Origin of the sequence: Streptomyces sp. CB02056 (assembly GCF_001905545.1) — a bacterium.
Taxonomy (GTDB): domain Bacteria; phylum Actinomycetota; class Actinomycetes; order Streptomycetales; family Streptomycetaceae; genus Kitasatospora.
Map to the genome: position 1 here is coordinate 760,112 of NZ_LIPD01000003.1, position 12,378 is coordinate 772,489.

Annotated in this window: 11 protein-coding genes; 7 read left to right on the forward strand and 4 right to left on the reverse strand. The window is 74.0% G+C overall.

Going from position 1 to position 12,378, the window contains the following annotated elements:
- Positions 1–102: 102 nt before the first annotated feature.
- The gene (gene paaN / locus AMK13_RS10830) at positions 103–1,803 is read right to left on the reverse strand and encodes a phenylacetic acid degradation protein PaaN (RefSeq protein WP_074001966.1); all 1,701 of its coding nucleotides are present in this window, start codon (positions 1,801–1,803) and stop codon (positions 103–105) included.
- Between the two features lie 161 nt (positions 1,804–1,964).
- Positions 1,965–3,233 carry a glycosyltransferase family 39 protein gene (locus AMK13_RS10835; RefSeq protein WP_079272007.1) on the reverse strand — a complete coding sequence of 423 codons (1,269 nt, stop codon included), beginning with the start codon at positions 3,231–3,233 and terminating at the stop codon, positions 1,965–1,967.
- A 129-nt stretch (positions 3,234–3,362) separates the two neighbouring features.
- Between AMK13_RS10835 and AMK13_RS10840 the strand changes: the two genes are divergently transcribed.
- Positions 3,363–3,947 (forward strand): TetR/AcrR family transcriptional regulator, encoded by a 585-nt coding sequence (locus AMK13_RS10840; RefSeq protein WP_049652808.1) that lies wholly within the window; start codon positions 3,363–3,365, stop codon positions 3,945–3,947.
- 48 nt (positions 3,948–3,995) lie between these two features.
- On the opposite strand, the gene AMK13_RS10845 is transcribed toward AMK13_RS10840, so the two are convergent.
- Entirely contained in the window at positions 3,996–4,457 is a 462-nt protein-coding gene (locus AMK13_RS10845; RefSeq protein ID WP_049652805.1) for an Lrp/AsnC family transcriptional regulator, read from the reverse strand.
- Positions 4,458–4,606: 149 nt separating this feature from the next.
- Here AMK13_RS10845 and pdhA point away from each other — a divergent pair, with 149 nt between their 5' ends.
- The 4 genes from pdhA to AMK13_RS10865 all read left to right on the forward strand — a co-directional run bounded on the left by pdhA (position 4,607) and on the right by AMK13_RS10865 (position 10,010).
- Positions 4,607–5,749 carry a pyruvate dehydrogenase (acetyl-transferring) E1 component subunit alpha gene (pdhA, locus tag AMK13_RS10850; RefSeq protein ID WP_074001969.1) on the forward strand — a complete coding sequence of 381 codons (1,143 nt, stop codon included), beginning with the start codon at positions 4,607–4,609 and terminating at the stop codon, positions 5,747–5,749.
- Positions 5,750–5,826: 77 nt separating this feature from the next.
- Positions 5,827–6,795, forward strand: coding sequence for an alpha-ketoacid dehydrogenase subunit beta (locus AMK13_RS10855; RefSeq protein ID WP_074001970.1), 969 nt, complete (start codon positions 5,827–5,829; stop codon positions 6,793–6,795).
- Complete coding sequence (locus AMK13_RS10860) at positions 6,795–8,120, forward strand: dihydrolipoamide acetyltransferase family protein (protein ID WP_074001971.1); 1,326 nt, start codon at positions 6,795–6,797, stop codon at positions 8,118–8,120. The genes AMK13_RS10855 and AMK13_RS10860 overlap by 1 nt, the downstream gene beginning before the upstream one ends.
- A 414-nt stretch (positions 8,121–8,534) precedes the next feature.
- Positions 8,535–10,010 carry a globin domain-containing protein gene (locus AMK13_RS10865; protein WP_079272050.1) on the forward strand — a complete coding sequence of 492 codons (1,476 nt, stop codon included), beginning with the start codon at positions 8,535–8,537 and terminating at the stop codon, positions 10,008–10,010.
- Here the strand turns inward: AMK13_RS10865 and AMK13_RS10870 are convergent, their stop codons facing one another.
- The gene (locus AMK13_RS10870) at positions 10,011–10,553 is read right to left on the reverse strand and encodes an NUDIX domain-containing protein (RefSeq protein WP_074001973.1); all 543 of its coding nucleotides are present in this window, start codon (positions 10,551–10,553) and stop codon (positions 10,011–10,013) included.
- A gap of 238 nt (positions 10,554–10,791) precedes the next feature.
- On the opposite strand from AMK13_RS10870, the gene AMK13_RS10875 reads away from it, so the two are divergent.
- Together AMK13_RS10875 and AMK13_RS10880 are read left to right on the forward strand one after the other, a co-directional pair.
- Entirely contained in the window at positions 10,792–11,685 is an 894-nt protein-coding gene (locus AMK13_RS10875) for an IclR family transcriptional regulator (protein ID WP_079272009.1), read from the forward strand.
- A gap of 197 nt (positions 11,686–11,882) precedes the next feature.
- Positions 11,883–12,308 (forward strand): SsgA family sporulation/cell division regulator, encoded by a 426-nt coding sequence (locus AMK13_RS10880; protein WP_049653243.1) that lies wholly within the window; start codon positions 11,883–11,885, stop codon positions 12,306–12,308.
- The last annotated feature ends 70 nt before the right edge of the window (positions 12,309–12,378 follow it).

Sequence of the window (12,378 nt, forward strand, 5' to 3'; positions counted from 1 at the left end):
GGCGTTCTCCCAGCCTCCATCATCGCGGGCGCCGTCGGAGCTGTGAACCGCCGGGCCCCGGCGGTGGGTGACCGCCGGGGCCCGGTGACGGGGGTGAACGGCTCAGGCGTGCCGGCGGATCTCCACCGTGCGGAACCGGTTGGCGACGAACGCGCCGTCGCAGTAGGCCGAGTTGGCGGCCGGGTTGGCCCCGGTGCCGTGCAGGTCGGAGAAGGCGGCGGTCTGGTTGGGGAAGACGCCGCCGGTCAGGTTGAGCGAGAGCGAGACGCCGGAGTCCAGCGCGGCCTCGACCAGCAGCGCCTCCACCTCGGGCGAGGTGGTGTAGCCGGAGGCCGTCATGGCGCCCTTCTCGCGGACCGTGGTGCGCAGCAACTCGACGGCGGCGGCGGTGGATTCGACGGCGACGGCGAAGGAGACCGGGCCGAAGCACTCGCTGCGGAAGACCGCGCGGTCGTCCGGCTTGTCGGCGTCCAGCTTGACCAGCGCGGGGGTGCGGACGGTCGCGCCGGGGAAGTCCGGGGAGGTCACCGCGCGCGGGGCGAGGGCGAGTTCGCCGTACTCGCCGCCGGCCGCGGCGGCCGAGCGCTGGAGCACCCCGGGGTTGACCACGGCGCCGAGGATCGCCGCGGCGCGGGCGTCGTCGGAGAGCAGGCCCTCGATGGCGCCGGCCAGGTCGGTGACCACCTGGTCGTAGGACTTGTCGCCCTGGTCGGTGGCGATGCCGCCGCGCGGGATCAGCACGTTCTGCGGGGTGGTGCACATCTGGCCGCTGTAGAGGGAGAGCGCGAAGGCCAGGTTGCCCAGCATGCCCTTGTAGTCGTCGGTGGAGTCGATGACGACGGCGTTCACGCCGGCCTTCTCGGTGTACACCTGCGCCTGCCTGGCGTGCTCCTCCAGCCAGTCGCCGAAGGAGGTGGAGCCGGTGTAGTCGATCAGCCTGACCTCGGGGCGGACCGCGAGGGCGGCGGCGACGGTGCCGCCCTCGTGCTCGGCGGCCAGGACGACCAGGTTCGGGTCGAAGCCGGCCACGGCGAGCACCTCGCGGGCGACGGCGACGGTCAGCGCGAGCGGCAGGACGGCCCGCGGGTGCGGCTTGACCAGGACGGGGTTGCCGGTGGCCAGCGAGGCGAACAGGCCCGGGTAGCCGTTCCAGGTGGGGAAGGTGTTGCAGCCGATCAGCAGCGCGAGGCCGCGCGGGACGACGGTGAACTCCTTGGTCATCACCAGCGGGTCGCGCTTGCCCTGCGGCTTGGTCCAGCCGGCCTGCTTCGGCAGCCGGGTCTGCTCGGCGTACGCGTAGGCGACCGCCTCCAGGCCGCGGTCCTGGGCGTGCGGGCCGCCGGCCTGGAAGGCCATGCCGTAGGCCTGGCCGGTGGTGTGCATGACGGCCTGGGCGAACTCGTGGGAGCGGGCGTTGATCCGGTGCAGGATCTCCAGGCAGACGGCGGCGCGCTCCAGCGGGGTCGCGGCGGCCCAGCCGGGGCGGGCGGCGGTGAGCGCGGCGATCAGCGCGTCCGGGTCGGCGTGCGGGTAGGTGATGCCCAGCTCGACGCCGTACGGGGAGGCCTCGCCGCCGACCTGGTCGCCGTCGGTGGGGTGGCCTTCGAGGGTGAAGGGCTTGCCGAGCAGGGCGTCGAAGGCGGCCTTGCCGTCCGCCGGCCCGCTCTCGCCGTACGCCTTGGGGAACTCGGGGTAGGGCGACCAGTAGTCGCGCTCGGCGGCGGCGGCGAGCGCGGCGTCCAGGGTGGCCTGGTGGCGCTCGACCAGCTCGCTGACGAGGGGGTGGGTGACCGCTGCGGACATCTGTGCGCTCCTCGGAGGGCCTCGGAAAGCAGGACGGGACACGTCACAGAGTAACCGAACGATCGGTCGGGCCACGAGGGTGTGGTGGGAGGAATCCACCGGGAAACGCGCGGGGGCGCGTCCGTGGCGGACGCGCCCCCGGGGGCTCGGGTGGTCCGGGTCTACGGCACGCCCAGCTCGAAGATGACGTACCCGGCGTACCAGCCGGAGGCGACCGCGCCGGTGCCCAGGACGGTGGCCAGCACCGGCAGGCTCAGCTTGCGCATCCCCACCGCCAGCGCGATGAACAGCGGGAACGCGGGCAGCAGGTAGCGGGAGACGTTGCCGAAGATGCCCAGGCTGCCGAGCACCGAGACGATCGTCGCCAGCGTGTAGGCGGTCAGCACCAGCGGCGGGCGCAGCCGGACCAGCAGCACGATCAGCATCGGCAGGCTGAGCACGATCAGGGTGGCGAACAGGTCCGGTATCGGGAAGGCGAAGGGGTAGTCGCTGCGGCCCAGCAGCACCCCGCGGATCGCGTGCCAGGTGCCCTGGCCCCAGTCGAAGTAGTGCAGCCAGGCGTCGTGCTGCAGCCGGAAGTAGCCGCCCCACTCGCCGGTCCGCCAGCCCACCCAGCCCACGTAGCCGAGCAGGCCGAGCGGGGCCAGCAGCATCGCGGCCAGCGGGCGCAGGACGCCGCTCTCGCGGCGGTACAGCTCGACCAGCGCGGCCAGGCCGACCGCGCCGATCAGCGCCGCGGAGGTCGGCCGGTTGAGCCCGGCGACCAGGGTGATCACCCCGGCCGCGACCCACTGCTTCGTCATCACGCAGTAGCAGGCCCAGGCGGCCAGCGCGACGAAGAGGGAGTCCGAGTAGACCGCCCACTCGGCGCCGGAACCCGGGGCGATCGCCCAGATGCCGGCCGCGATCACACCGGAGCGCGCGTCGCCGGTCAGCTTCTCCACCACGGCGTAGATGCCGGCCGCGGCGAACAGCGAGGCCACCACCGAGACCAGCATCCCGGCGCCGTACAGGCCGAGGCCGGTGACGTCCGAGGTCATCCGCATCAGGCCGGGGTAGAGCGGGAAGAACGCGGCCGAGTTCTGCTCGACGCTGAAGCCGACCGGGCCGTTCGGTATCGGGACGAGCGCCGGGTGGTAGCCGAACCGAGCCACCTGCTGGTACCACCAGCCGTCCCAGGTGGCCACCACGTCCCAGGGGTTGGCGCCGCCGCCGAACCGGGCCGGCTTCTTGGCGTACTCCCCGGAGAAGGAGAGCAGCTTCATGAAGACGGTGAAGCCGATCAGCTTCAGCACCGCGTAGCACCACACCGCCGGTCCGAAGCGGACCACCAGGGCCCGGCCGCGCTCCTGCCAGGCGCGCGCGGTCTCCTCCGGCTCCTCGCTGCGCTTCTCTGGCACGTCGGAGGCGACTGCCGGTATTGCGTTCATGTCCCCAGCCTTGGACGTGGACGGATCGTCCGCAGAGTCTAGGGCCTGCCCCCGTCGGCGTCCCTTGGTTGGTGTGGACCAGTCGGACCCGCTCGCGTGACGGGGGTGACGGCCGGGGATACTCGGAGGATGGCCGATCACACCACGCGCACCGCCTACACCGTGGAGTCACTGCTCGCGGTGACCGTCGACGTGTTCAACGAGCGCGGCTACGACGGCACCTCGATGGAGGACCTGTCCCGGGCGGCCGGGATCTCCAAGTCCTCCATCTACCACCACGTGCGCGGCAAGGAGGAGCTGCTGCGGCTGGCGGTCGGCCGGGCGCTGGACGGGCTGTTCGCGATCCTGGCCGAGCCCGAGGCGGTCGCGGGCCCGGCGGTGGAGCGGCTGGAGCACGTGGTGCGCCGCACCGCCGAGGTGCTGCTGGACGAGCTGCCGTACGTGACGCTGCTGCTGCGGGTGCGCGGCAACACGGCCACCGAGCAGTGGGCGCTGGAGCGCCGGCGGGACTTCGACCACCAGGTCGCCGAGCTGCTGCGGGCGGCGGTCGCGGACGGCGCGCTGCGCGCGGACGTGGAGCCGCGGCTGGCCACCCGGCTGCTGTTCGGGATGATCAACTCGATCGTGGAGTGGTACCGGCCGGGGCTCAAGGCCGCCGACGGGGTCGCGGACGCGGTGGTCCACCTGGCCTTCGACGGGCTGCGGGCGCGCTGACCGGTCCTTCCCCCGGGCCCGGGCCCCGCCCTCGAGGCGGAGCCCTCCTCAGAGCGGCGGCACCTGGTCGGTCTCCTCGAAGACCAGCATGGTGCGGGTGCCGAGCACCTGCGGGATGGACTGGATGCTGCCCAGCACCAGCTCCCGCAGGGCCTTGTTGTCGGCGGTGTGCACCAGCAGCAGGACGTCGAAGTCCCCGCCGACCAGCGCGATGTGCGCCACCCCGGGCAGCTCCAGCAGCTGCTCGCGCACCGTCCGCCAGGAGTTCTGGACGATTTTCAGGGTGACGTACGCCGACGCGGCCTGACCGGCCCGTTCGTGGTCCACCCTGGCGGTGAAGCCGCGGATGATGCCGTCCTCGACCATCCTGGAGATCCGGGCGTACGCGTTGGCCCGGGACACGTGCACCCGCTCGGCCACCGAGCGGATGGAGGCGCGACCGTCCTGCTGCAGCAGCCGCAGGATCGACCGGTCGACCCGGTCGAGTCTGGACATCTGTTCAGCCGACATGACCCCCCACCCCCACCGATTGGACGCACTGCCACCAGTCGACCGCCGTACAGGCCGAATGTCCACCACCTTGTCACGCTTCTGGTCAAGATGAACAGACGACCGAACAATCGGTAGGGAGCCCCCGCAACCCCTGGAGGTGCCCCGAGATGACCGTTCTCGACCACAGACACCACGCGGGTGTACCCGGTTGGCTGCCCGGGGCCACCGCCCCGCGCACCGATCCGGCACCCCTCCTCCCGGACCCCTCCCCCGTCCGGGCGATCGGCACCCCCGCGCTGGAGAAGTACGACCCCGCCCTGCTGCGCGAGCTGTACCGCCGCCTGGTCGTCGGCCGCCGGTACAACCAGCAGGCCACCACCCTGACCAAGCAGGGCCGGCTCGCCGTCTACCCGGCGTCCACCGGCCAGGAGGCCTGCCAGGTCGCCGCCGCGCTGGTGCTCGGCGAGCACGACTGGCTCTTCCCCAGCTACCGCGACACCCTCGCCGTGGTCTCCCGGGGCGTCGACCCGCTGGAGGCGCTGACCCTGCTGCGCGGCAGCGCCCACACCGGCTACGACCCGCGGGCCAGCCGCACCGCCCCGCTCTGCACCCCGCTCGCCACCCAGGCCCCGCACGCCGTCGGGCTGGCGCACGCCGCCCGGCTGCGCGGCGAGCCGGTGGTCGCGCTGGCGATGCTCGGCGACGGCGGCACCAGCGAGGGCGACTTCCACGAGGCGCTGAACTTCGCGGCCGTGCTGGACGCCCCGGTGGTCTTCCTGGTGCAGAACAACGGCTACGCGATCTCCGTGCCGCTCAGGGCGCAGTCCGCCGCGCCGAGCCTGGCCCACAAGGCCGTCGGCTACGGGATGCCGGGTCGGCTGGTGGACGGCAACGACGCGCCCGCCGTGCACTCGGTGCTGACCGAGGCGGTCGAGCGGGCCCGGGCCGGCGGCGGCCCGACCCTGGTCGAGGCGCTGACCTACCGGATCGACGCCCACACCAACGCCGACGACGCCACCCGCTACCGCACCGAGCCCGAAGTGGCAGCCTGGCGCGAGCACGACCCGATCCTGCTGATGGAGCGGGCGCTGCGCGGACTCGGCGTGCTGGACGACCGCCTGGTGCGGGAGGCGGCCGACGAGGCGGAGGCGCTGGCGGCCCGGATGCGGGCGGAGTTCCACACCGACCCGGAGCTGGACCCGATGTCGCTGTTCGCCCACGTCTACGCCGAGCCGACCCCGCAACTGCGCGAGCAGGCCGCCCAGTTGGCCGCCGAGCTGGCCGCCGAGGCGGAGGTGGCGGACCGATGAGCACGGCCCACCCGTCGCCCACCCCCACCCTTGGCGGAGCCTCTGCGCGGCGCCCCTCTGATGTCCGCACCGCCTCGATGGCGCAGGCGCTCAACTCCGGGCTGCGGGACGCCATGCGCGAGGACCCGGCGGTGCACGTGCTCGGCGAGGACGTCGGCGCGCTCGGCGGGGTCTTCCGGATCACCGACGGGCTCACCGCCGAGTTCGGACCGGAGCGCTGCCTGGACACCCCGCTGGCCGAGGCCGGCATCCTCGGCACCGCGATCGGCATGGCGATGTACGGGCTGCGCCCGGTCGTCGAGATGCAGTTCGACGCCTTCGCCTACCCGGCGCTGGAGCAGCTGTTCTCGCACGTCGCCAAGATGCGCAACCGCACGGCGGGCCGGCTCCCGCTGCCGATCACCGTCCGCATCCCGTACGGCGGGGGCATCGGCGGCGTCGAGCACCACAGCGACGCCTCCGAGGCCTACTACACCAGCACCCCCGGCCTGCACGTGGTCACCCCGGGGACGGTGGCCGACGCGTACGGGCTGCTGCGCGCCTCGATCGCCTCCGACGACCCGGTGGTGTTCCTGGAGCCCAAGCGGCTCTACTGGGGCAAGGCCGAGTTCGACCCGGACGCGCCCGTCGAGCCGATCGGCCGGGCGGTGCTGCGGCGCACCGGCACCTCCGCCGTGCTGATCACCTACGGCCCCTCGCTGCCGGTCTGCCTGGCGGCGGCGGAGGCGGCGCAGGCCGAGGGCCGGGACCTCGCGGTGCTGGACCTGCGCACCCTGGTGCCGTTCGACGACGAGACGGTCTTCCGGGTGGTGCGCTCGCTCGGCCGGGCCGTGGTGGTGCACGAGGCGAGCGGCTTCGGCGGCACCGGCGCGGAGATCGCCGCCCGGGTCACCGAGCGCTGCTTCCACCACCTGGCCGCGCCCGTGCTGCGGGTCACCGGCTTCGACGTCCCGTACCCGCCGCCGATGCTGGAGCACCACCACCTGCCCGGGGTGGACCGGATCCTGGACGCGGTCGCCCGGCTGCAGTGGGAGGACCGAGGATGATGCCCGTCGTACGGGAGTTCCGGCTGCCCGACCTCGGTGAGGGGCTCACCGGGGCCGAGGTGGTGCGCTGGATGGTCGAGGTCGGCGAGGTGATCGCGGTCGACCAGCCGGTGGTGGAGGTGGAGACCGCCAAGGCCGTGGTGGAGGTGCCCTGTCCGTACGGCGGGGTGGTCACCGCGCGGTACGGCGAGGTGGGCGAGGAGATCGCCGTGGGCGCGCCGCTGGTGACGGTCGCGGTGGCGCCGGCGGTGGGGAGCGGGCCGGAGGATGCGGCGGGGCCGGGCTCTGCCGCTGCGCCTGCCGCCGCCTCCGCCTCTGCCGAGGTGGAGCGGCCGTTGGTCGGGTTCGGGGTCGCCGAGCCGGGCCGGGGCGGGCGGCGGCGCCGGGTCGGGGCACCGGCCTCGGCCTCGGCCGTGGTCGCCGCCGGTGCCGTGGCCGTGCGGGCTCCGGTCGTCCCGGCCGGGCCGGCGGTGGTGCCGGTGATCTCGCCGCTGGTGCGGCGGCTGGCCCGGGAGCAGGGGGTCGATCTGGCCGCGCTCACCGGGAGCGGGCCGGACGGACTGATCATGCGCGCGGACGTCGAACGGGCGGTCGCGGCCAAGGTGGCCGCTCCGGCGCCCGCCGGGCCGGCCGGGCAGGACGGCGTGGTCCCGCTGCGCGGGCTGCGCAAGGCGGTGGCCGAGAAGCTGAGCCGCAGCCACCGGGAGATCCCGGCGGCGACCTGCTGGGTGGACGCCGACGCCACCGAACTCATGGCGCTGCGGCGGCAGTTGAACGCCACGCCGGGGCCGAAGGTGAGCGTGCTGGCGCTGCTGGCGCGGATCTGCACCGTCGCCCTGGCGCGCTTCCCGGAGCTCAACTCCTCGGTGACCGGGGACGGTTCGGGCATCGTCCGGCACTCGGCGGTGCACCTGGGCTTCGCCGCGCAGGGCGAGCGCGGACTGGTCGTCCCGGTGGTGCGGGACGCGCAGAACCGCAGCACCGGGCAACTCGGCGAGGAGCTGGGCCGGTTGACCGAGGCGGCGCGCAACGGCGCGCTCACCCCGGCCGAACTGACCGGCGGCACCTTCACGTTGAACAACTACGGGGTGTTCGGCGTGGACGGCTCGACCCCGATCCTCAACCACCCGGAGGCGGCGATGCTCGGGGTCGGTCGGATCGTCGCCAAACCCTGGGTCCACCAGGGGGAGTTGGCGGTCCGCGAGGTGACCCAGCTGTCGTTCACCTTCGACCACCGGGTCTGCGACGGCGGGACGGCGGGCGGCTTCCTGCGGTTCGTCGCGGACTGTGTGGAGCAGCCGGGGATGCTGCTGCGGCAGCTCTGAGGACCGCCGTCGAGCCCGGCTCTCCGGTCGCCCTGGGTGTGCGGACGGACACCCGGGGCGACCGGGGGTGGGGAGAGTAGCGCGTTCCGGGCCCGGATGTCCGGGCTTCGCGTGATTCGTCGGTCGGTCGGTCGGGCCGTGCCACGCTGCCTTGGCGCCAGTAGCGACAAGCCAGGTGGTGGCGCAGGCCGGCCGGAGGGCGAAACGATTCTCTTGGGTACTCGAAACGTAGCGGTGAAGTCCCGCGGAACAGTCCTGGTCCGTACCGGGCACGGCTCGGCGGGGGTCTCGTCTGTCCCGGGCCTGCGACAGTCCGCGCCCGACGGGGGCCCGTCGCGGGAGGCGGTCGCCCGGCCGCCGGTGCCCCTGGCCCCGCCGGTGCGCCTGGACCCGCCTGCGCCCGTGGCCCCGCCGATGCCCGTGGACCCGCCGGACCTGCCGCCGCTGGTGGCGGCGGAGGCACCGACGGAGGTGCTGCCGCCGGTGTCGCTGCTGGAGCCCGTCCGGCCGCTGCAACCGCCGTTCGTCCCGGCTCCGGCCCACGTCCACGCCCCGGCTCCCGCCCCCGCCGCCGGCTTCCGCCCGCTGTTCGCCGACGCTCCCGGCCTCAACCGGGTCGGCCCGGGCGACCGGTGGAGCGACGCCTGGGGCGTACGGACCCCCGCCGGGCAGCCCGCCGCCGCGCTCCCCGCCGCCGGGCAGGACCCGGCCACCGCCCGCCGGCCGCTCACCGCCCGGGAGGTCGGGCTGGTCCGGGCCGGCCTCGCCGCCGTCGAGCCGGTCGCCGACCGGGCCACCGCGCACTTCTTCGCGCTGCTCTTCCTGCGCCACCCCGAGCTCCGCTCGTCCTTCCCCGCCGCCATGGACGTCCACCGCGAGCGGCTGTTCCGTACCCTGCTGGCCGTGGTCCGCGAGCTCGACCGGCCGGCGGCCCTGCGCGCCACGCTGGCCGGGCTCGGCCGGTCCCACCGCCGGTACGGGGCACTGGCCGGGCACTACGCGGTGGTGGAGGAGTGCCTGGTGGGAACGCTGGCCCGGTACACGGGCGACCGCTGGGACGCCGAGGCCGAGTCGGCCTGGCGCCGCGCCTACCGGATGATCTCCTCGGCCATGATCGAAGCCGCCGAGGAGGACGCCCGCACCTCGCCGGCCTGGTGGCAGGGCGAGATCGTCCGGCACGAGCGCCGCACCCGGGACGTCGCGGTGGTCACCGTCCGGCCGGACCAGGCCTACCCGTTCCGGGCCGGGCAGTACACCGCGCTGGAGACGCCCTGGTGGCCGCGGGTCTGGCGGCACTACTCCTTCGCCGGCGCGCCCCGCCCGGACGGGCTGCTGACCTTCCACGTCAAGGCCGTCCAGGCGGGCTGGGTGAGCAACGCGCTGGTCCACCGGGCCGCGCCCGGGGACGTGCTGCGGCTCGGCCCGGCGGTCGGCGCGATGACCGTCGACCACGCGGCCGGCCGGGACCTGCTCTGCCTCGGCGGCGGCACCGGGATCGCGCCGATCCGCGCCCTGGTCGAGGAGGCCGCCGAGCACGGTGCGTCCGGCCGCCGGGTCGAGGTGTTCTACGGGGCCCGCCGGGCCGAGGAGCTGTACGCGCTGGACGGGCTGCGCGAACTGGCCGCTCGCCACCCCTGGTTGACGGTCCGTCCGGTGCTCTCCGGCGGCGGCCACGCCGGGGGCTTGCTGGGCGGCGGACTGCTGACCGGCGGGCTGCTGACCGGCGAACTGCCCGATGCGGTGGGCCGGTTCGGCCCGTGGACCGGTCGCGAGGCGGTGCTCAGCGGGCCGCCGGCGATGGTGCGCCGGGGCGTCGGGGTGCTGCTGCGGGCCGGGGTCCCGGCCGAGCTGATCCGGCACGACCCGGTCGGCGACCCGGCCGCCGTGTGATCACCCGAGGTCGGGGGCGAGGAGCGCGCGGATGCCCTCGATGTTGGCCGCCAGGTACGCCCGCAGCCGGGGCGGGACCACGTTGACCGAGGTGACGCCCTCGCGGGTGAACGGCAGCCGGACCACCTCGTACTCGCCGTTGGGGTCGGTCACCTCGGGCCCGTGCCGTCGGTCGAGGTCCATCGAGGCGAGCCGGCAGACGAAGAAGTGCTGCACCTTGACCCCGTGCGGGTGCAGCGGGGTGCCGTCGTCATGGTGGGTGTGGCTGATGGTGTCGACGAAGGCGGGCACCACGTCCACGACCTTGCCGCCGAGCTCCTCGTCCACCTCGCGGTGCAGCGCCTCGACCACCGTCCGGTCCTCCCGCTCGACCCCGCCGCCGGGCGTGATCCAGTACGGGTGCGGCGAGTCCGGCCGGACCCGCCGGATCAGCACGATCGAGGCCGGGCCGTACGGATCGGCCGGGTCCAGCTCCAGCAGGATCGCCCGCGCGGTGCGCTTCACGACCGGGCGTGGTGGCGCGGTGCGGTTCTCGGGGCCCATGGCCACCTCCGGGACTGGCGCGTTGTGCGGAAGTCTCCCGCGCCGGGGGAGGAACGAAACCCGGGGAACGGGTCGAAACACGCCGGGAACGGGTCGAAACGCCGACCCGGTCGGGTGCATCCGTTCGGGGTCCCGCTGTGCTGCAATGAGCAGCTATCGGGCAAATCGGAGGTTTCGTTCCGCATGCCCGTTCTGGGCACGGACCTGTACGAGGGACTCGGGCTGGGGGTTGGGTGTCATGGATCGGATCGCACAGCCGTTCGAGAAGACGCAACCGTTCGAGACAGCACGACCGTTCGGGGAGCACCCGTTCGGAGAGCAACCGTTCGAGGCGGCACGTCCGCTCGGGACCGCGCGGGAGGCCGGGCCCGCCGCGCCGCGGCCGCCCGAGGCGGACCGCGGGCCCACCCTGATCGGCTCCGTCCAGCGGGCGCTGCGGCTGCTGGAGGCCGTCGGGGGCTTCCGGCGCGGCGCGACCGCCAAGCAGCTGGCCCGGGCCGCCGAACTGCCCCTCGGCACGGCCTACCACCTGCTGCGGACCCTGGCCCACGAGGGCTACCTGCGGCGCTCCGAGGGGCGCTTCTTCCACGGGGAGGCGCTCGACGGCATAGCCCGCTCCCGCGGCCGGTGCGGCGACCCCGACCTGCGGACGCGGATGCGGTCCTTACGGGACGAGCTCGGCGCCGCGGTCTACTTCGCGCTGTACCGGGACGGCGAGGTCCACGTGGTGGACGTGGCCGAGGACCCGAACCGCCCGGCCGTCGAGCCCTGGGCGGACTTCCGGGCCACCGCCCACGCGCACGCCATCGGCCAGTGCCTGCTCGGCCAGCTGCCCGAGGAGGAGCGCCGCGACCACCTCGCCCGCCACCCGCCGGCCGGGCTCACCCCGTCGACCCTCACCGGCGAGACCGCGGTGCTGCGCCGGCTCGCCTCGCTGCGGCCGACCATGCCGGTGCTGGAGCGTCAGGAGTACGCGCTCGGCACGGTCTGCGCGGCCGTCCCGATCACCATCGGCCCGGTGGTCGCCACGATGGCCCTGTCGCTCCCGGTCGAGCGGGCCGACCGGCTGGTCTCCGTCGCGTGCCAACTGCGGCGCGGGGTCGGGGCGATGAGTCCGTCGTTCATCTTCTGACACCACTTGGTCTGGACCTGCTCCGGCTCGTTCACCATTTGAAAAAGCACGCCTTGTCCACTACATCCCCAAACATGGACGATGATGATCGAACGTGGATTGGTTGCATAAACCGTCACAAAAACCGTCGAAAACATGTCCGCCGCCATCGGACCAAGCGAACCGACGGCGCGGGCAGAACGAGAGGTACTGGCGCCATGCAGCACAGCACAGTCCAGGGTCACCTGGTGATGAACCTCGTGGTCTCGCACGAGCTCTCCTTCCGCCTCCCGGTGGACCTGGCGTACGAGGCCGACGACCCGTACGCCGTCCGGCTCACCTTCCACCTGCCCGGCGACGCCCCGGTCACCTGGTACTTCGCGCGGGAGCTGCTGCTCGACGGGATCAGCGGACCGGCGGGCGAGGGCGACGTGCACATCCGCCCGGTCGGCGACGAGCTCTCGGAGGTCCGCATCGTGCTGCACTCCCCCGACGGGGACGCCCTGCTGTGCGCCTCGTCCGCGCCGCTGATCGCCTTCCTGGCGCGGACCGACCGGCTGGTGCCGATGGGGCAGGAGTTCTCCGGGCGGGACATCGACGCCCAGCTCGCGGACCTGCTCAAGGGGCGTGAGAACGCGGGGTGATCGCCCCGGCCGCGGTCGCACAGGAACGGCGAAGGGGCCCGTACCCGGTGGCAACACCCGGGTGCGGGCC

Bases quoted from the DNA above. Each gene is read 5' to 3' on its own strand.
- paaN (WP_074001966.1), bottom strand. From the start codon at position 1,803: ATGTCCGCAGCGGTCACCCACCCCCTCGTCAGCGAGCTGGTCGAGCGC.
- AMK13_RS10835 (WP_079272007.1), bottom strand. From the start codon at position 3,233: ATGAACGCAATACCGGCAGTCGCCTCCGACGTGCCAGAGAAGCGCAGC.
- AMK13_RS10840 (WP_049652808.1), top strand. From the start codon at position 3,363: ATGGCCGATCACACCACGCGCACCGCCTACACCGTGGAGTCACTGCTC.
- AMK13_RS10845 (WP_049652805.1), bottom strand. From the start codon at position 4,457: ATGTCGGCTGAACAGATGTCCAGACTCGACCGGGTCGACCGGTCGATC.
- pdhA (WP_074001969.1), top strand. From the start codon at position 4,607: ATGACCGTTCTCGACCACAGACACCACGCGGGTGTACCCGGTTGGCTG.
- AMK13_RS10855 (WP_074001970.1), top strand. From the start codon at position 5,827: ATGGCGCAGGCGCTCAACTCCGGGCTGCGGGACGCCATGCGCGAGGAC.
- AMK13_RS10860 (WP_074001971.1), top strand. From the start codon at position 6,795: ATGCCCGTCGTACGGGAGTTCCGGCTGCCCGACCTCGGTGAGGGGCTC.
- AMK13_RS10865 (WP_079272050.1), top strand. From the start codon at position 8,535: ATGCCCGTGGACCCGCCGGACCTGCCGCCGCTGGTGGCGGCGGAGGCA.
- AMK13_RS10870 (WP_074001973.1), bottom strand. From the start codon at position 10,553: ATGGGCCCCGAGAACCGCACCGCGCCACCACGCCCGGTCGTGAAGCGC.
- AMK13_RS10875 (WP_079272009.1), top strand. From the start codon at position 10,792: ATGGATCGGATCGCACAGCCGTTCGAGAAGACGCAACCGTTCGAGACA.
- AMK13_RS10880 (WP_049653243.1), top strand. From the start codon at position 11,883: ATGCAGCACAGCACAGTCCAGGGTCACCTGGTGATGAACCTCGTGGTC.